This window comes from Bradyrhizobium sp. 149 (genome assembly GCF_023073915.1).
In the GTDB taxonomy this organism is placed as follows: Bacteria; Pseudomonadota; Alphaproteobacteria; order Rhizobiales; family Xanthobacteraceae; genus Bradyrhizobium.
This window is the reverse complement of sequence record NZ_JADPKK010000019.1, coordinates 264849-281373: the sequence shown is the minus strand read 5'-3', so window position 1 is coordinate 281373 and position 16525 is coordinate 264849. Positions and strand designations below refer to the sequence as shown.

The following is a 16525-nucleotide window of genomic DNA, read 5'->3' as shown; positions in this document are numbered from 1 at the left end:
GCGCAGACAGCCATGATGCCGCCGAACTGCACCGGCGGCATCTCTCCGAAATCAGGCGTGAGCAGCGAGGCCGCGCAGCATGTAGGTCGCGCCGTCGCCGTAGGATGCGAGCTTTGCCCGCAGCTCCACATCCGCCGTGACGGGCCGAAAGCCGAGATGCTCCCACAGCGGCCGCGTGGCGTAGACCGACACCAGTGCGAGCGTTGCGATCCCCGAGTCGCGTGCGAGATCCTCGATCGCCACGACATAGTCGCGCGCGACGCCGCCGCGAAGGTCGGGCAGCACCGCGACGTCGTGCAAATAGAGGCAATCCGCATCGCCGGGCAAATGTTCGAGGAAGCCGTCGAGCGGCGGAATCCGGTGCTGGGTCCAGAGATGCGCTAGGCCGTAGCCGACGATCCTCTCGTCCGCGGCAAGCACGCGGCAGCCATCGGGATAGAGTCGCATCTTTTCCGCGAACACCTCGGGGCGTTCAGGCAGGTTGGGGTGGATGCGGGCTGCGATCGCGCTGATCGCCGGCAGGTCGGAGGCGCGCGCGGGACGCCAATGCGGCTTGCTCATGTCGGTCCGTCGTTCCGTCTCAATCATCCCAGTTTATTCCGATGCGACACTGCGTGCAGCGAAAAATATCTTTGCCGCCATCTCAGGAATACGACGGCTCGCGTGGCGTCCTACCCCATGCAAGCCTATTGCATGACAGGAGAGACCATGACGACATCCTCGATCCGCCTCGCGCTCACGCTCGCGATATCGCTCGCGATCGTCCCCGCAGCATTCGCCGCATCGCCGGCCAAGACCGGCAAGACCGACAAGGGCAACGTGCTCACCGACGCCAAGGGCATGTCGCTCTATACTTTCGACAAGGACGCGGACGGCAAGTCGGCCTGCAACGGTCCGTGTGCGACCAACTGGCCGGTGCTGAAGGCCGAGGCGAGCGATGCCGCCGCCGACGGCTACACCGTCATCACGCGCGACGACGGCTCGAAGCAGTGGGCCTACAAGGGCAAGCCGCTCTACACCTTCGCCAAGGATACCAAGCCCGGCGACATCACCGGCGACGGCTTTCTGAACGGCGCCTGGCATCTGGCGATGCCGTGATGGAACGCTAACGCAGGGACCGGTGGGTTAGATCGACCGGACCGCGTGCTCGCTTCACCTCTCCCGCCAGCGTGCGCTCGCGGGGGGAGGTCGCCGGCCGGCCGCATGCCCCTTGCGGCGGACGGCGTCGTTCGCGACAGCGGTCTGCCCGACGCCGGCCTCGGCCGTTCAACACAGTAGCGAAGAGCTGCCGTCCGATACGCTGGGCTATCCGCTCGGCAGCCGCTCCTGCGAGACCGACCCGCTTTCGGGGACCGCTTGCAAGTTGTTCGAGAAGACGCATCCAGGCTCGGCGCGATGCCTGCGACGTTCCGATCACGCAGACTTTTGGCCCGAACAGGCTGATTAGCTTCAAGGTCTGGACCGACGAGATCGCGTGATGTCTGGTCATCCTCCGCTCAGCAACCACGAGCTCGTCTCATTGCGGAAGGCCGGCGAGGCCGAACGCCAAAGCGAGATTCTGCAAGTGCACAGGGTGCGCTGATCTCAGGTTGGCGCATGCAACAGCAGCAACTTCAAAGATGCAGAAGTTTGCTCGCGCCGCAGCATCGCACGACACGAATTAATTCAAATTGAGAGTCCGAAAGCGAACTGAAGCTTCGACCTTCGTCGGTCATAGTTGCCTCCGGCAGGGGGCGAGAGCTGCATATCCGCAGCAGCATCCCACCAGCGTGAAAGTAGGGGCAGTGGTGTCCCGGTGCAGTACGCACCTGGATGCGTCGGGGAGTCTTCAATCCATTATCTAGTTTCGCTTGAAAGGATGAATGCCCGTGAGTGATGCCAATGTGAAAGCCGAGACGAATGCCGCTCCGCTGAATGGGACGGCGAACGGAAATGAAAACTTCAAATTCGATATACCGTTTTTCAACATCCAGGCGATCTTCGGCGATCTCGCCGCGCCGGCCGCCACGCGGGCCAAGGCAAACTTCGAGCAGATGAAGGCGACTTCCGAGGAGATCACCGAAGCTCTCCGCAGGCGTGCCGCCGACTACAGCACCAAGGTCATCGAAATATCCAACACCAACACCAGCTCCGCGCTGGAATTCCTCTCCCAGCTTGCAGACGCGAAGTCGTTTGCGGACCTCGTGAACCTCTCCACCGCTCACGGCCGCAAGACCTTTGAAGCGGCTTCCGCCCAGAATCGGGAGCTTTGGGATCTGGCCCAGAAGGTCGCGACCGAGACGGCCGAGCCGATCAAGAACAGCTTCAAGCGGGTTCTGCATCGGGCTGCTTGAATCGAAGCTAACGGCCACGTGGGTCGGCTGGACGAGTGTCTTCGCGAGAAGAGACGCCGTTCAGCCGATGGCCGCCAGCCTTGCCGCGAGGTGATGCCAAGCTGGAGGGAAATCAGGATGGGTATGGTGATGATCAAGTGCCCGGAAACGGGGAGCGCAATTCCGACAGGCATCGAGATGGATGGCGAAAGGTTTCGCTGCAGTACTGTGTTCTTTTCGCGTACCTATTGCCGGATGTGCGCGGCGACGCACGAGTGGTTCGCCAAGGAGGCCTGGGTTTACGAGTCGGTCTTGGCGAACGGGAAGTCTGGAGGCGGGCAGCCGTCCCGCGCCGGCGCGGCGTGAAGGAGCCTTAATGCATCCTGCGAAACGATCCGATCGATCCTGCGGCTCATCACCTTGTAGCACTCGCATGCGACGACCTCGAGCCGTTGCCTGTCGATCTCGAGTTGGCCGCGTCGATTGGATTTGATCGCCCTTGATGTTCGAAGTGCACTCACGACGTGCGTGACCGTGGTACGGCGGACGCCGAGCAATTCCGACAACGTCTCCTGGGTCAAGGGCAGGACGTCACCGCCATCCGTCCGATCGTGAATGTGCAGCAGCCAGCGGGCGAGGCGCGCTTCGACGGAGTGCAGCGCATTGCAGGCCGCGACGTGCAGGAATTGCGTCATCAACGCCCTAGTGACAATCTGAACCGCGCTTGCGACGGCGGGACTGCGTTCGAGCATCGCGTGAAATCGCGCGGGCGAGATCTGCAGTGCGGTCCCGGCCACGCGGACAACCGCGGTCAGGGGGGATCGGACGGGCCCGAGTGTCGTCATGAGTCCGACGGCGCCGTCGTTGCCGATCACTGCGGTTGCGGCCGTTTGTCCGTTCGGCAACTCCATGATGAGGGCGATCGCGCCGCTGCAGGGGAAGTAGAGATGTTCGATCCGGTCGCCCGATCCGACTAGGACTGCGTCGTGCTGGAGCGGTACTTTCCGCAAATGCGGTGCAAGCAAAGCGAAGTCGGCCGGCGGTAACGCAGCTAACAGGCGATTACCAACTCTGGTCGCGTGCTCCATCACGGGAATCGCCCCTCGACGGAGGCCCGGCGGCTAGCAAGCGCATTGCCTCCGACCGAGCCGCGTTGCCGCGCAGACATCGGCGACGGCAAGCGGGTAAACCCACTTCAACAGATAAGGTTCCAATCACGGATCGCGAGCCTGCGCGCCGGGGGCCAGCGCGTCTGACTGCGATGAAAATCGGGCGGCTTGCAAACGCTGCGCGCCCTGAGACTAGGTGCACTCCTACCGCAGCCCCTCATACACCATCAGCCCGCGTGCGATTTGCAGCTTGCGGATCGCGCGCGGCAGCAGTTTCTCCGGCTGGTGCAGATAGCGCCAGGAGGTGAGGGTGAACGGGCCGAGCGCGCCGCATTCGTCGTCGAACGGCGCGAGCACGCCGGTCACGCTCACCGGTGTATGGGGACGGGCGTTGAACGGCAGCAGCAGCAGTTCGAGATGCGCCTTGCTGCCGTCCTCGCGCGCGGCGGTGACGCCGGCGATTGCGCCGAGACTCTCGTCGGCAACGATGGTCGTGATCTCCTCGATCTCGCGGCGGCTGGTCTCGTCGAACAGCGCCGCAAAGCTGGAGTCCTTGAGGTCGCACCCGGCGAGCGCGCAGACGCGCGTGCCGGCGACGCGGAACGGGAAGCCGAGATTGGGCTCGCAGGACAGAACGAAGATGTCGCCGAGCAGGCCGCGCACGGCGGCCGGATCGATATCGGCCCGGTCAGGGGCCCGCGCAGTGCCGCGCTTCTTGTCCCAATATGCGAAGAACTCGCGGCTCGACGGATGTTTCATGACTGAACGCTTATCCCGGGGCGCAACCTCGCGGGACAAACCTGTCCCGCTTCAGTGCAGCCGCGATCCCTGTGTTGTTGTGCAGGAGGGGATTTGCAGCGTCCATGCCGCGGCGACGTTTTCGGCGCCCCTGGCGCTGCCTTTGCGTCGTTAACGTTAAATTAACTATGCGCTTTCCGTGCGCCGCCCCGCTGCTATGGTGACCGCGGTCGCAAGCCTCGCCGCTTTGCTCCAGGTTCTCGGCGAGGCCTGTACACAGGCGTCAAACAGTTTGGTCACCGGCCGCGGGGAGGGGTGGGGATACTCCCGTCTCTCTGGGTACCGGAAGTCCGACATGGATAGGCAGGGCTTTCCCAGGGCCCTGCCTTTTCCTTTTGTGCACTTGCGCAGAACGGGCAAAGGCGCCTATCTCCAGGCCTGTCGTCAAGCCTGTCGCTCCGATCGCGCCTGAAAGCGAAGCCGCCTTGGATTCCCCGCAAGATTCTCCGCCGCAAGATCCTCCGTTGCAAGACCCCTCGCTGGCGGGGCCGGCCGTCGTCGAGGAGGCTCCGCGCGAGCCGATCCTGACGCTGCCGTTCGCGCTGACCGCCTATATCCTGTTGCTCGCGGTGATCCATCTGCGGGTGCTGCTGCCGCCGGAGCTCGAGAACTGGACCATCGACGTCTTCGGCTTCATCCCCAAGCGCTACGATTCCTCGCTGCTCAATCTGCAGATTCCCGGCGGGGCCGGCGCCAAGGTCTGGACTTTCGTCACCTATTCGCTGCTGCACGCCAATCTCACCCATCTCGGCTTCAACGTGCTGTGGCTGTTGCCGTTCGGCAGCGCGCTGGCGCGGCGCTTCGGCGCCATCAGGTTCTTCCTGTTCCTCGCGGTGACGGCGGCGGCCGGCGCGCTCGCCCATCTCGTCACCCATGAGCACGCGGTGGCGCCGATGATCGGCGCCTCGGCCTCGGTGTCCGGCGCGATGGCAGCCGCAATCCGCTTCGCCTTCGTTCGCGGCAGCTTCCTGTCGTTCAGCCGATCGGATGCCGATACCGCCGCAAGAGTTCCGGCGCTGCCGCTGTCGCGCGCGCTGCGCGACGGACGGGTGCTCGCCTTCCTCGGCGTTTGGTTCGGCGTCAACATCATCTTCGGGGTCGGCGCGATCGGTGTCGACTCCGAGACCACGAGCGTTGCCTGGCAGGCACATATCGGCGGCTTCTTTGCAGGGCTTCTGCTGTTCGCGCTATTCGATCCCGTGCCGCGCGTGCGAGACGATGCTGCGGCTGCGTCATCACAGGACATTTCAGACCGTATTTGAAGCGGCGCTTGCGGTGCCGCCCGAATTCATCCATCATTCCCGAGAAGAATGTTCCGAAGCGACAGGCCGCTAGCGGCGATGCTTCGCAAAGCGCACGAGCGTGAAACCGGCGCTGAAACTGTTAGTTGAAGACCCGAAGAACAAGTCCGGACCGCGAACTGCGGACGGTTTCGATTCAGGGAGGCGACAATGACGGTACGTTCGATTCTCAACACCAAGGGCCACCAGATCATGAGCGTCGAGCCGGACGCGAAGCTGGCGGCCGCGGTCAAACTGCTCGGTGAGAAGAAGATCGGCGCTGTGCTGGTGATGAACCAGAGCCGGCTGGAAGGCATCCTGTCGGAGCGCGACATCGTGCGGGTGATCGGCGAGCGCGGCGCCGGCGCGCTGGAGGAGCCAGTCTCTCAGGTCATGACCCGCAAGGTCGTCACTTGCAAGGAGACCGATACGGTCGCCGAGCTCATGGAGATGATGACCACCGGCAAGTTCCGCCATCTGCCCGTGATCGACAGCGGCAAGGTGGTCGGCCTGATCTCGATCGGCGACATCGTCAAGCGCCGGGTGCAGGAATACGAGGCCGAGCAGGAAGCCCTGCGCGACTACATCAAGACCGCCTGATCAGTAAGACGGCCTATCAGTCCTGCTGGTCGGCTTTGGGCGCGGTGCCCTCGGGCGCCGGCGCCAGCCCGTGGATTGCCTCCTGGATGGAGTCCAGCGCACGCTCGGCAGCGCGGGTGCCCAGGGCGATGAGGTCCTCGGAGCGGTGGAAATCGAACCAGCCGAATTGGCCGATCCGCGGTGTGATCAGCATATCGGGCGGATCGCCGGCGAGGCGGGCGCGGGTGATGCGGTCCTGCATGATGTTGAAGGCGTCGACCATCACCGAAGAGAGGCCGGGCCGGGCGCTGCCGCCGCCGAAGAACTCGCGCTTGACCGTCTTCTCAGGCGAGAAGAACCTCGGGAAGCGCCGCTTTGACGTCGGTTCTTCGGCCACCGGAATCACCGGCTCAGGTATCGCGCCGTGCGAATAGACCGTCGTCGAATAGGTGAAGATGTCGCTGGAAAGATTTGCGGCGATGACGATTTCGGCGCCGAGCGCGCGGGCGGCCGAGACCGGCACCGGGTTCACCAATGCGCCGTCGACCAGCCAGCGATCGCCGATCAGGACCGGAGAGAAGATACCGGGCAACGCGTAGGAGGCGCGCATCGCGTCGACCACGCGGCCGCGCGTCAGCCAGATCTCGTGGCCGGTGCGGACCTCGGTCGCGACGGCGGCGAACTTGACCGGGAGGTCCTCGATCTGGCTCTGGCCGCAGGCAGCCTCGAGCCGGGTCGCCAGCTTCTCGCCACCGATCAGGCCGGAGCCGTTGAGGCGGATGTCGAGATAGCCCAGGATGTTGCGCATCCCTTGCAGGCTGCGACCCCATTCTTCCAGCGTATCGAGCCGGCCAGCCGCATAGAGGCCGCCGACCACCGCACCGATCGAGGTGCCGACGACGACGTCAGGCACGATACCGTTGGCAAGCAGGGTTCTGATAATGCCGATATGAGCGAAGCCGCGCGCGGCGCCGCCGCCGAGGGCAAGGCCAATGACCGGCCGGCGGATACTACCCAAGCCAACTTTCTCGCCGCCCTTCTCGCTGTTCGAGCCCCGACCCTTCAATATGTCCAGCACCGAAACTCTCCTACGCCGGGACCCGCCATCAGACTAGGCACCGCACTCGCGCTCCGCCAGAACCCGGCCGAAGCATGGTTTATGCCGGTTTGGGAAGCGCACGGGGCAGGAGTATGGCGAGGCGCGGTTGCCTCCGGGGTAATCACGCAAGGGTAATCACGCAGGCGTCAACCGGGTTCCAAAAACCGTCCTGGACCGTATTTCTTGGGGTTTCAGAGGCTTGAATTTGCCGCGTTTTCGGTGAAAAGCAGATGGCATGACTCTCGGGGGTGACGGCATCATGGGATGGCGGCGCAGCGCATTGCTGCTGCCGACGCTGATCCTTGTTGCCTGCCTTTATACCTTCGGCCAAAATGCTGCGCAGGCGCAGCTTTTCTCCGATCGCCCGCCGCCGGTGCCGCCCGCTTCGGTGCCCGATCCCGGCGGTGCCGTCAGCCTGGCGCCGCCCTCGGGCCCGGGTGCCGGACCCCCGAGCCTGCCGCCGACCCTGATGCAGCCGACCACGCCCAGCATGCCGCCGCCCGCGGTCACGACGGTGCCGCCCGCCCCGCCGCTCAACGCGGCCGTGCCCGGACAGGGCGTGCTGTCGCTGACGGCGAAATACGGCAAGGATACCCCCCCGATCACCAGCGGTCTGGTCTGGCGTGTGTTTGCCGATCGTCCGGACGAGAATGGCACCTTCAAGCTGATCCGCGAGGACCGCAATGCCACGCCCAATATCGTGCTGCCGCCCGGCAATTACGTCGTGCACGTCGCCTTTGGCCTCGTCAGCGCGGTGCGCACCGTCAGCCTGAAGGCCGAGACCGACCGCGAGTCGTTCGTGCTGCCGGCCGGCGGCTTGCGCATCGAGGGCCGCGTCGGCACCAGCCGCATTCCGCAGAATCAGATCTCGTTCGCGATTTACAAGGGCAGCCAGTTCGAATCCGGCGAGCGCGCCTCCTTGGTGCCGAACGTCGCCGCCGGCGACGTCGTGCTGCTGCCGGAGGGCACCTACTACATCATCTCGAACTACGGCGACGCCAATTCGGTGGTGCGCTCGGACATCCGCGTCCAGGCCAGCAAGCTCACCGACGTCACCATCACCCACCGTGCCGCCGTCATCACGCTCAAGCTCGTCAGCGACCGGGGCGGCGAGGCGCTCGCCAACACCGCCTGGTCGGTGCTGACCCCGGGCGGCGACGTCATCAAGGAATCGATCGGCGCCTTCCCGCGCGTCGTTCTCTCCGAAGGCGAATACCGCGCCATCGCCAAGAACGAGGGCAAGGTCTACGAGCGCGGCTTCAACGTCGTCAACGGCGTCGACGGCGAAGTGGAAGTGGTTGCGCGGTAGGGCTTAAGCGGTGATGCCGCATGCGGCTCGACGCTGGCCTTCGTGCCTGGCGAACACTTCTCATTCAGCGCACGAATGTCCCATATCTCATTACCGCCAGTCCCCTCGCGTGTGCGGGAAGCATGCTCTTCACTACTCCTTTTGGTGGTCCGAGAATGCCCCTGTCAGCGCTATCAAGCCGGGTCGAAGCGCAGACGAACACCGGCACCACCGGCTTATTCCAGCGGCATCGCGACTTCGTGACTGCCAGTGCAAGATACCTGTTTCCGATAATCAATTTTATTCTCTTTCCATCCTGCTGCGTTATATGTCGGGCATCCCTCCAACGGAGGAGGCCGGAGTAGGCTCGCGCGTCTGCGAGACCGGCAAGGAGCAGGGGACCAAGCTCGTCGGCATGTTCGAAGTGATCCTCACCAGGCGTAAGCGGTTCGGCTGGCGGTGGCAGGTGTGCGACCAGTCAGGCAAGAAATTTGCCGACGGCTTCGAGCGGACCCGGCCATCCGCCAAATATCATGGCGAGCGCGCATTGTTTTTCCTGTTATCGCAGGCCCACCTCCGCAACCGCTCCGCGGCCTCCAGCGAGGACTAGCGGCATCCGCACGTGCAGCGCTCCGTAGCCCGAATTGCGCTTCGCTCCATGCGGGCTACGAGCTCCGCGAGAGCCGTCAGATATCGACGACCAGCTTGCCCCTGGTGGCACGATCGCGGATCAGCGCATAGGCATCGCCGGCGTTCTCCAGGGTGAAGCGCCGGGCATCGAGCGTCGGCACGAGCTTGCCGGCCTCAACCAGGCCCGTGGCTTCCGCCATGATCTCTCCGTGATGCGCGCGGCCTTTGCCAGACAGCAGCGGCAGCAGCGTGAACACGCCGGAATAGGTGGCGGCGCGGAACGACAGCGGTGCAAGCGAATGCATGCCCCATCCGAGCGCGCTCACGACGTGGCCGAAGCGGCGTACCGCCTCGAAGGAGGCGTCGAGCACCTTGCCGCCGACGGTGTCGTACACAATGTCGAAGCCGCGGCCGCCCGAATGCTCTGCAACATAAGTCGGGATGGCGGTATCGCGATCAATGAAGGTCGCGCCAAAGCCTTCGATGCTGGCGCGGTGCGATACCGAGCCGGTCGCGAACACATCTGCTCCGAACGCGCGCGCGATCTGGATCGCGATGTGGCCGACGCCGCCTGCGCCGCCATGGATCAACACCTTCTGGCCGGCCTTCAGCGCCGCGCGGTCAATCAGCCCTTCCCAGGCCGTGATGAAGATGAGGGGCAGGGCGGCTGCCTCCCGCATGCTGAGATTGACAGGCTTCAACGACAGCAGGTCGGCGTCGACAGCCCCGTATTCGGCGAGCGATCCCTGAACACCGCCGACGCCTCCGGTCATACCATAGACCTCGTCGCCCCGCTTGAACCGTGAGACGTCACGCCCGGTCTGTTCGACCACCCCGGCGAGATCGAGCCCGAGAATTGCGGGCAGCGGATGACGCGCATGCGCCGCCGCGCCGGCGTGAATCTTGGTGTCGAGCGGATTGACTCCGCTCGCGCGTATCCGCACCAGCACCTCGCGCGGGCCGATCTCGGGCGTGGAGATGGTTGAGAGGCGCAGCGGCGCGTTGTGGGTCTCCAGGACGGCCGCGCGCATTGTCGATTGTCTCGTCATGATCGTCTTGCTCCGTTGTCGGCCTCCAATATGCTCATGAGTTTTTGCATGGGAAGGAGCAAGAATGTACGATTGTCGTGCGTTTTTGTATGAGGGGTCTCCGATGGACTGGAGCGATCTGCGCATCTTCCTGGCGATTGCGCGCGAAGGCACGCTCGGCGCGGCCGCACGGAAGATCGGCCAGACCCAGCCGACGATGGGGCGGCGGCTTCGTGCGCTCGAACAGTCGCTCGGACAGACGCTATTCCAGCGTACGACGGATGGTTTCGTGCTGACCGACGAGGGCACAGCTGTGCTGCACCATGCCGAGCGGATTGAAGAGGAGGCGCTCGCTTTGGAGCGGCGTGCGTCCGGCGCGGCGACGCAGCTTGGTGGCTTGTTGCGCCTGTCGTCGTCGGACTGGTTCGGGACGGTGATGCTGTCGCCGGTGATCGCGGCCTTCGGCAAGCGCCATCCCAAGGTGACTATCGAGCTTCTGACCGATGCACGCCTCTACAGCCTGCCGCGTCGCGAGGCCGATCTCGTCTTTCGCATCAAACCGTTCGACGAGCCCGAAGTGATCTCCCGCAAGCTGCTCCACATTCCCTACGCGCTCTACGGCAAGAAGGGCAGCAAGCCGCCACGCGCCGGCAACGGAAGCGGTGTCCGCGTCGTGACCATGAATGCAGAATTTGCCGACATGCCCGATGCCCTCTGGCTGAAGCGCGTGCTGCCCAATGCGAACGTCGCCGCACGTAGCAACAACAGGCAGGCGCAGGCGGAGCTCTGTGCGAACGGCGGCGGGTTGGCGGTGCTGCCGCGTCCGCTCGGTGACAGCGATCGCCGGCTAGTCGCGCTCGATATCGGCGCGGCGCCGCCCGGCCGCGACACGTTTGTGGGCTATCACCGCGATCTCAAGCGCCTCGCCCGCCTGCGCGCGTTGCTCGATCTCGTGATCGAGCGATTGGCAGGGTAGTCCGGGTCAGCGAAGCGATACCCGGGACTGTGCTTAGCGAGAATCCCGGATGTCGCTTCGCACATCCGGCCCCAAGATATCGCGTTGCCCGTCGGGCAAAACACCCAAATTGTCGGTCAACGCACACCATAAAAAATATTCCGCTTTACCGAAATTCGGAAACGGCGTATGTGTCGCCGCAACCCGGCCCAAGGAAGAGGGGCGTATCGCGATCGTCACGAACGCGGGCCGGACGGCTGTGGACGTGGGTCACATCGGCGCGAATGGTTTCGCAGGGCGGAGAGCCGTGAGCGAAGGCGTCGCGCGCACGACCGGTGTGATCGGCGTACGGCGAAATCGTGTGGTCCTGGCGCCCGGGGTCTGTGCGCCAAGTGTTGCGGTGATGTGGCGGCCCGACCGGGCGCGCGCATCAGCCATCCGCAAGGCGACGGGGGCAATAGTGCATCGCTCCCCGGGGAGAGCACGACATAAGTCGTAAAGCCACTACGCAGGGAAGGTCGGATGTTGGGCTTCACCTGTATGCCGCTGTGCAATTTTGTTACGACAACTTCGCACAGTGGACCGCGGGTGCCAGCCGGCACCCGGTCTTCCCTGCGCCCTCTTTCAATTTCGAGGGTGAGACGACGAAGCAAAGCTCGGGCGAACAAGCCGCGAGAATGCGAAGGTGTGTCCGCGATTGGGAATGCGAATTGAAAGCGCGACGCTGCCGCCCACAAACTCCGTCATTGCGAGCGCAGCGAAGCAATCCAGACTGCCACTGCGGGAAGATTCTGGATTTGCTTCGCTGCGCTCGCAATGACGATGCTTGAAGCAGCTATGCGCCGAAAACTTCGCCCTCGTGCCGCGGACGCAGCGCAGCGCCTCTTGGCGGTGCGCTGCAGGGCCGGGGCCCATGCAACAGCGAACGGCGTGGCTTTCTGGGGTCCGGCTCTGCGCAGCAGCGTAAGGCGCTGCAGCGCGTCCGGGGACACGAGAGCAGAGGACGCTGTTGCGACACACTCGGTCATTGCGCTCGCAATGACGATGTTGATGCAGTTGAGCGCGGACGCGCTCGGCGCATTTGCACAACCGGATCAGCCCGACTGGCTGCGCGCCGAAGCCAGCAACGAGGTGCAGGGCTTCTTGTTCAGCGCGGCGCGGTCCGCCGCCGAGATCCCAAAGCTGCTCGCCGATTTCGGCCAGCGGGCTTCACGGGCGGCGTAACCCGGACGGATAACAGTCATAGACCAGCGCCTTGAAGGCAGGCGTGATGCGGCTACGCTCGTTCTGGGTCTGCTGCATCAGAAGGTAGACCATATCGAGCTTGGGATCGACGCCGAAATAGGTGCCGCTGCCACTGTCCCATTTCAACTCGCCGAGCGAGCCCGGTGGCGGCGGTTTGGCGTTGCCGGGATCGGTCCGCACCGCGAGGCCATAACCATAGCCGAAGCCGTCCCCCGGAAAATAGAAGTAATCGCGTCCGACGCCCGAGCCCGGCCCGACGTGATCGGTAGTCATGGCCTTGAAGGCCGCAGGGCTCAGATAGCGCTTGCCGTCGAACTCGCCGCCGTCGAGCAGCATCTGCGAGAAGCGCCGATAGTCGGTGATGGTCGAGAGCAGCCCGCCGCCGCCGGACTGCCATTCGGGATGGTCGAGCCGGTCGCGCTCGGCGGCAAGCAGGATGTGGTCGTTCGGCAGCGGCCGCGCCATCCGCGCAAGCTCGTCCTCGGTCGCCAGAACGAACTTGGTGCTGCTCATGCCGAGCGGATCGAAGATGCGCTGCTTGAGGAATTCGTACAGCGTCTGGCCCGAGATGATTTCGATGACGCTGCCGAGCACGTCGGTGGAATGACCGTAGCGCCACAGCGTCCCCGGCTGCCGCGCCAGCGGCAGCTTCGCGACGCGTTGGGCGAATTCCCGGTTGTTGAATTGACCTTCGAAGATGTTGGCGGCCTTGTAGGCCTGCTCGACCCATTTGCCGCCGATATAATCGTAGCTGATGCCCGAGGTGTGCCGAAGCAGATCCTCGATGTTGACGGGCCGGACCGGGGCCACGAGATCCACCTTCAGCGTGCCGTCGGGGTTGGTGACCTCGAGGCCCACCTTGGTGCCCGCAAAGAGGGGAATGTATTTCGACACGGGGTCGGTGAGCGCAAGCTTGCCCTCGTCGATCAGCATCATCGCGCCGAGGCACGTGATCGGCTTGGTCATCGAGTGGATGGCGAAGATCGTATCGGGCGTCATCGCGAGGCCCGTCCTGGTGTCGCGCACGCCAAAATTCTTCAGATAGATCGGCTTGCCGTGCTGCTGAACCAGGATCACGGCGCCCGGCAACCGGCCGCTCGTGACCTCGTTGTCAAAGTACGCTGTGATGCGGTCGAGCCCGTCGGACGACGGCGCGGGGATGTCGGCGGCGCGGCTTCGCGCCATCGTGCCGGCCAGCAGCGCGGCTCCGACCAGAAATTCACGACGCTTCATCCGGCTTCCTCCCTCGCCGGGATCAAAGCCGCAAGACCTCGAAGGCGTCAACAAGCCTTCGATTAAAATCGCGTCACGATTTCAGAAAGGACCGGTCGCGGACGGTCTTCGCTCGGCTTGGTCGGCTTGCCAATATGGACGAAGCCGGCGAGTTTCTCGTCCGGTTTGAGGCCGAGGCCATCCAGCACGTCGCGATCAAATGAGAACCAGCCGGTCAACCAGCAGGCGCCGTAGCCGAGCGCGGTCGCGGCCGTGACGATGTTCATGACGCTGGCGCCGGCCGACAATTCCTGCTCGAACGCCGGCACCTTCGGATGCGGCTTGGTGAAGCTGACGATGCCGATCACCAGCGGCGCATCCGTGAGGCGTTTGCGCTCGGTTTCGACATCGGCCGCAGGCGCACCCGGATTCTTCCGGGCAAACACTTTCGCGATCACCTCGCCGGCGCGCTGGCGCGCATCGCCCTCGAAGATGATGAAGCGCCAGGGCGCAAGCTTGCCATGGTCGGGCACGCGTGCCCCGATGGTGAGGATCGTCTCGAGATCGGCCGGGGAGGGGCCGGGTCCGGACATCTCGCGCGGCTTGACCGAGCGGCGGGTCTTCAGGAGTTCGATGGCGTCGGGCACTGCGGTTTCCTCTTCGGCTGGTCGTCGGGCGTGCAGTCCCCACATAGGAATGCACGCCCGCAACCGAAAGCGAGTTTAGACCGATTTCAGAAGTCAGGCCGCGTCCCGCGCCCGCTTCACATCCGGCGGGGTGGCCTCCTCGACCAGCGCGGCGAGCGCCTCCACCGTCGTCATCACGCTCTGCCCGTCGCTGCCGAGCCGCCGGATCGAGACCGACTGCGTCTCGGCCTCTTTCTTGCCGACGACGAGCAGCGCCGGGATCTTGGCCAGCGAGTGCTCGCGGACCTTGTAGTTGATCTTTTCGTTGCGCAGGTCGATCTCGGCCCGAAGCCCCGCACGCCGGACCTGTTCCAGAACCTGTTTGGCGTATTCGTCGGCTTCCGAGGTGATGGTGGTGACCACCACCTGCACCGGCGACAGCCAGAGCGGGAAGTTGCCGGCATAGTGCTCGATCAGGATGCCGATGAAGCGCTCCATCGAACCGCAGATCGCGCGGTGCACCATGACCGGCGGCTTCTTGCCGCTGTCGTGGTCGATGTAGAACGCACCGAATCGTTCCGGCAGGTTGAAGTCGACCTGCGTGGTGCCGCACTGCCAGTCGCGGCCGATCGCATCGCGCAGCACATATTCGAACTTCGGCCCGTAGAAGGCGCCTTCGCCCGGATTGATCTCTGTCTTGATGTGATTGTTCTGCGACTGGATCTCGCGCAGCACCGTCGCCATCACGCGCTCGGCGTGATCCCACATCGCGTCGGTGCCGACGCGCTTTTCCGGCCGGGTCGACAGCTTCACGGTGAGATCGCCGGTGAAGCCGAAATCGGCGTAGGTCGACAGGATCAGCTCGTTGATCTTCAGGCATTCGTCGGCGAGCTGGTCCTCCATGCAGAAGATGTGGGCGTCGTCCTGGGTGAAGCCGCGCACGCGCATCAAGCCATGCATCGCGCCGGACGGCTCGTAGCGGTGTACCACGCCGAACTCGGCGAGGCGCAGCGGCAGGTCGCGGTAGCTCTTCAGGCCGTGCTTGAAGATCTGCACGTGGCCGGGGCAGTTCATCGGCTTCAGCGCAAACCAGCGCTTGTCCTCGGCCTCGTCGCCGGCCGACTGCGCCGCGAACATGTTCTCGCGGTACCAGCCCCAATGGCCGGAGGTCTCCCACAGCGACTTGTCGAGGATCTGCGGGGCGTTGACCTCGCTGTAGTCGCCGGTCAGGCGCCGCCGCATATAGGCGATCAGCTGCTGGAAGATGGTCCAGCCCTTGGCGTGCCAGAACACGACGCCCGGGCCTTCCTCCTGGAAGTGGAAGAGGTCGAGCTCGCGCCCGAGCTTGCGATGGTCGCGCTTTTCCGCTTCCTCGATCTGCTTCAGATACGCATCGAGGTCCTCCTGCTTGGCGAACGCCGTGCCGTAGATGCGGGTCAGCATCGGGTTGTTGCTGTCGCCGCGCCAATAGGCACCGGCCACCTTCATCAGCTTGAAGGCGTTGCCGACCTTGCCGGTCGAGGTCATGTGCGGGCCGCGGCAAAGATCGAACCAGTCGCCCTGGTAATAGATCTTGATCGGCTCGTTGCCGGGGATGGCGTCGACCAGCTCGACCTTGAACGCCTCGCCCTTGTCGCGGAACACCTGCTTGGTCTTTTCGCGATCCCAAACCTCCTTCGTAAAAGGTTTGTCCCGCGCGATGAGCTCGCGCATCTTCTTCTCGATCGCGGCAAAGTCTTCCGGCGTGAACGGCTCGTTGCGGAAGAAATCGTAGTAGAAGCCGTTCTCGATCACGGGACCGATGGTGACCTGGGTGCCCGGCCACAGCGTCTGCACGGCTTCGGCGAGCACGTGGGCGCAGTCATGGCGGATCAGCTCGAGCGCGCGCGGATCGTCGCGGTTGATCAGCTCGATCCTGGCATCAGCTTCGATGGGATCATCGAGGTCGCAGACCACGCCGTCGAGCGCCATCGCGACCGTACGCTTGGCCAGCGACGGCGAAATGCCCTTGGCGAGTTCGAGGCCGGTGATGCTCTTGGCGTATTCGCGCCGGGCGCCGTCCGGAAAGGTGAGAGTGATTTTTTCCGGTGGCGTCACGGGCCTCAAATTGCTGAGGCTGTACTGGAAGCCGGATTCGGACTTGGGCTGTTCGGGCTTGGACGGGTCCTTGGACGAGTCCTGGGGCTGGTCGGTCATGGCTTTCTCCTGAGGCTCACTCCTGCGAACGAGCGCAGGTAAGCGGGAACGAGCGATATATCAGGCGATTCGGCCTGCGCAATCCGGCATTTCCAAGAAACTGGCGCGCAAAAGCCGGGGCGCCGCACGAACTATTCCGGGCGACGCCCTTTAACCGGTCGCGGGCCT

At 64.3% G+C, this 16525-nt stretch carries 16 protein-coding genes and 1 pseudogene; 9 read left to right on the top strand and 8 right to left on the bottom strand.

Translation table 11 applies throughout. From position 1 onward, the window contains the following. Nucleotides 1–51: 51 nt before the first annotated feature. Nucleotides 52–561, bottom strand: a complete 510-nt coding sequence (locus IVA88_RS13030) for a GNAT family N-acetyltransferase (RefSeq protein WP_247497652.1) — start codon at nt 559–561, stop codon at nt 52–54. Nucleotides 562–708: 147 nt separating this feature from the next. On the opposite strand from IVA88_RS13030, the gene IVA88_RS13025 reads away from it, so the two are divergent. The 3 genes and pseudogenes from IVA88_RS13025 (at nt 709) to IVA88_RS13015 (ending at nt 2333) form a co-directional block, all read left to right on the top strand. Beyond that, on the top strand, nt 709–1098 hold the full coding sequence (locus IVA88_RS13025; protein WP_247497651.1) for a hypothetical protein: 390 nt from the start codon (nt 709–711) through the stop codon (nt 1096–1098). 72 nt (nt 1099–1170) lie between these two features. After that, a pseudogene (locus IVA88_RS13020) lies at nt 1171–1478 on the top strand (hypothetical protein); the annotation flags it as partial. Between the two features lie 384 nt (nt 1479–1862). After that, nucleotides 1863–2333 carry a phasin gene (locus IVA88_RS13015; RefSeq protein ID WP_247497650.1) on the top strand — a complete coding sequence of 157 codons (471 nt, stop codon included), beginning with the start codon at nt 1863–1865 and terminating at the stop codon, nt 2331–2333. A 278-nt stretch (nt 2334–2611) separates the two neighbouring features. Here IVA88_RS13015 and IVA88_RS13005 read toward each other — a convergent pair whose 3' ends face one another. Together IVA88_RS13005 and IVA88_RS13000 are read right to left on the bottom strand one after the other, a co-directional pair. Beyond that, nucleotides 2612–3403 carry a Crp/Fnr family transcriptional regulator gene (locus IVA88_RS13005; RefSeq protein WP_247497648.1) on the bottom strand — a complete coding sequence of 264 codons (792 nt, stop codon included), beginning with the start codon at nt 3401–3403 and terminating at the stop codon, nt 2612–2614. 222 nt (nt 3404–3625) lie between these two features. Beyond that, a complete protein-coding gene (locus IVA88_RS13000; protein ID WP_247497647.1) occupies nt 3626–4180 on the bottom strand; it encodes a PAS domain-containing protein in 555 nt (184 codons plus the stop codon). 503 nt (nt 4181–4683) lie between these two features. Between IVA88_RS13000 and IVA88_RS12995 the strand changes: the two genes are divergently transcribed. Together IVA88_RS12995 and IVA88_RS12990 are read left to right on the top strand one after the other, a co-directional pair. Continuing rightward, nucleotides 4684–5481, top strand: a complete 798-nt coding sequence (locus tag IVA88_RS12995) for a rhomboid family intramembrane serine protease (protein WP_247497646.1) — start codon at nt 4684–4686, stop codon at nt 5479–5481. A gap of 189 nt (nt 5482–5670) precedes the next feature. Then, nucleotides 5671–6099, top strand: a complete 429-nt coding sequence (locus IVA88_RS12990; protein WP_247497645.1) for a CBS domain-containing protein — start codon at nt 5671–5673, stop codon at nt 6097–6099. 16 nt (nt 6100–6115) lie between these two features. Here IVA88_RS12990 and IVA88_RS12985 read toward each other — a convergent pair whose 3' ends face one another. Further along, nucleotides 6116–7156, bottom strand: coding sequence for a patatin-like phospholipase family protein (locus IVA88_RS12985; protein ID WP_247497644.1), 1041 nt, complete (start codon nt 7154–7156; stop codon nt 6116–6118). A gap of 256 nt (nt 7157–7412) precedes the next feature. On the opposite strand from IVA88_RS12985, the gene IVA88_RS12980 reads away from it, so the two are divergent. Together IVA88_RS12980 and IVA88_RS12975 are read left to right on the top strand one after the other, a co-directional pair. Next, nucleotides 7413–8486 carry a hypothetical protein gene (locus IVA88_RS12980; protein WP_247497643.1) on the top strand — a complete coding sequence of 358 codons (1074 nt, stop codon included), beginning with the start codon at nt 7413–7415 and terminating at the stop codon, nt 8484–8486. A gap of 307 nt (nt 8487–8793) precedes the next feature. Continuing rightward, nucleotides 8794–9075, top strand: a complete 282-nt coding sequence (locus IVA88_RS12975) for a hypothetical protein (RefSeq protein WP_247497642.1) — start codon at nt 8794–8796, stop codon at nt 9073–9075. A gap of 76 nt (nt 9076–9151) precedes the next feature. On the opposite strand, the gene IVA88_RS12970 is transcribed toward IVA88_RS12975, so the two are convergent. Next, nucleotides 9152–10144: a zinc-dependent alcohol dehydrogenase family protein gene (locus tag IVA88_RS12970; RefSeq protein ID WP_247497641.1), complete on the bottom strand. Its 993-nt coding sequence runs from the start codon at nt 10142–10144 to the stop codon at nt 9152–9154. A gap of 103 nt (nt 10145–10247) precedes the next feature. On the opposite strand from IVA88_RS12970, the gene IVA88_RS12965 reads away from it, so the two are divergent. Both IVA88_RS12965 and IVA88_RS12960 read left to right on the top strand, forming a co-directional pair. After that, nucleotides 10248–11099, top strand: a complete 852-nt coding sequence (locus IVA88_RS12965; protein ID WP_247497640.1) for a LysR family transcriptional regulator — start codon at nt 10248–10250, stop codon at nt 11097–11099. A 1017-nt stretch (nt 11100–12116) separates the two neighbouring features. Beyond that, nucleotides 12117–12302: a hypothetical protein gene (locus IVA88_RS12960; protein ID WP_247498024.1), complete on the top strand. Its 186-nt coding sequence runs from the start codon at nt 12117–12119 to the stop codon at nt 12300–12302. On the opposite strand, the gene IVA88_RS12955 is transcribed toward IVA88_RS12960, so the two are convergent. The 3 genes from IVA88_RS12955 to thrS form a co-directional block, all read right to left on the bottom strand. Further along, nucleotides 12288–13556 (bottom strand): serine hydrolase domain-containing protein, encoded by a 1269-nt coding sequence (locus tag IVA88_RS12955; protein WP_247497639.1) that lies wholly within the window; start codon nt 13554–13556, stop codon nt 12288–12290. The genes IVA88_RS12960 and IVA88_RS12955 overlap by 15 nt on opposite strands. A 62-nt stretch (nt 13557–13618) precedes the next feature. Then, nucleotides 13619–14182, bottom strand: a complete 564-nt coding sequence (locus IVA88_RS12950) for a nitroreductase (RefSeq protein ID WP_247497638.1) — start codon at nt 14180–14182, stop codon at nt 13619–13621. A gap of 93 nt (nt 14183–14275) precedes the next feature. Next, nucleotides 14276–16357: a threonine--tRNA ligase gene (thrS, locus tag IVA88_RS12945; RefSeq protein ID WP_247497637.1), complete on the bottom strand. Its 2082-nt coding sequence runs from the start codon at nt 16355–16357 to the stop codon at nt 14276–14278. Nucleotides 16358–16525 lie beyond the last annotated feature (168 nt).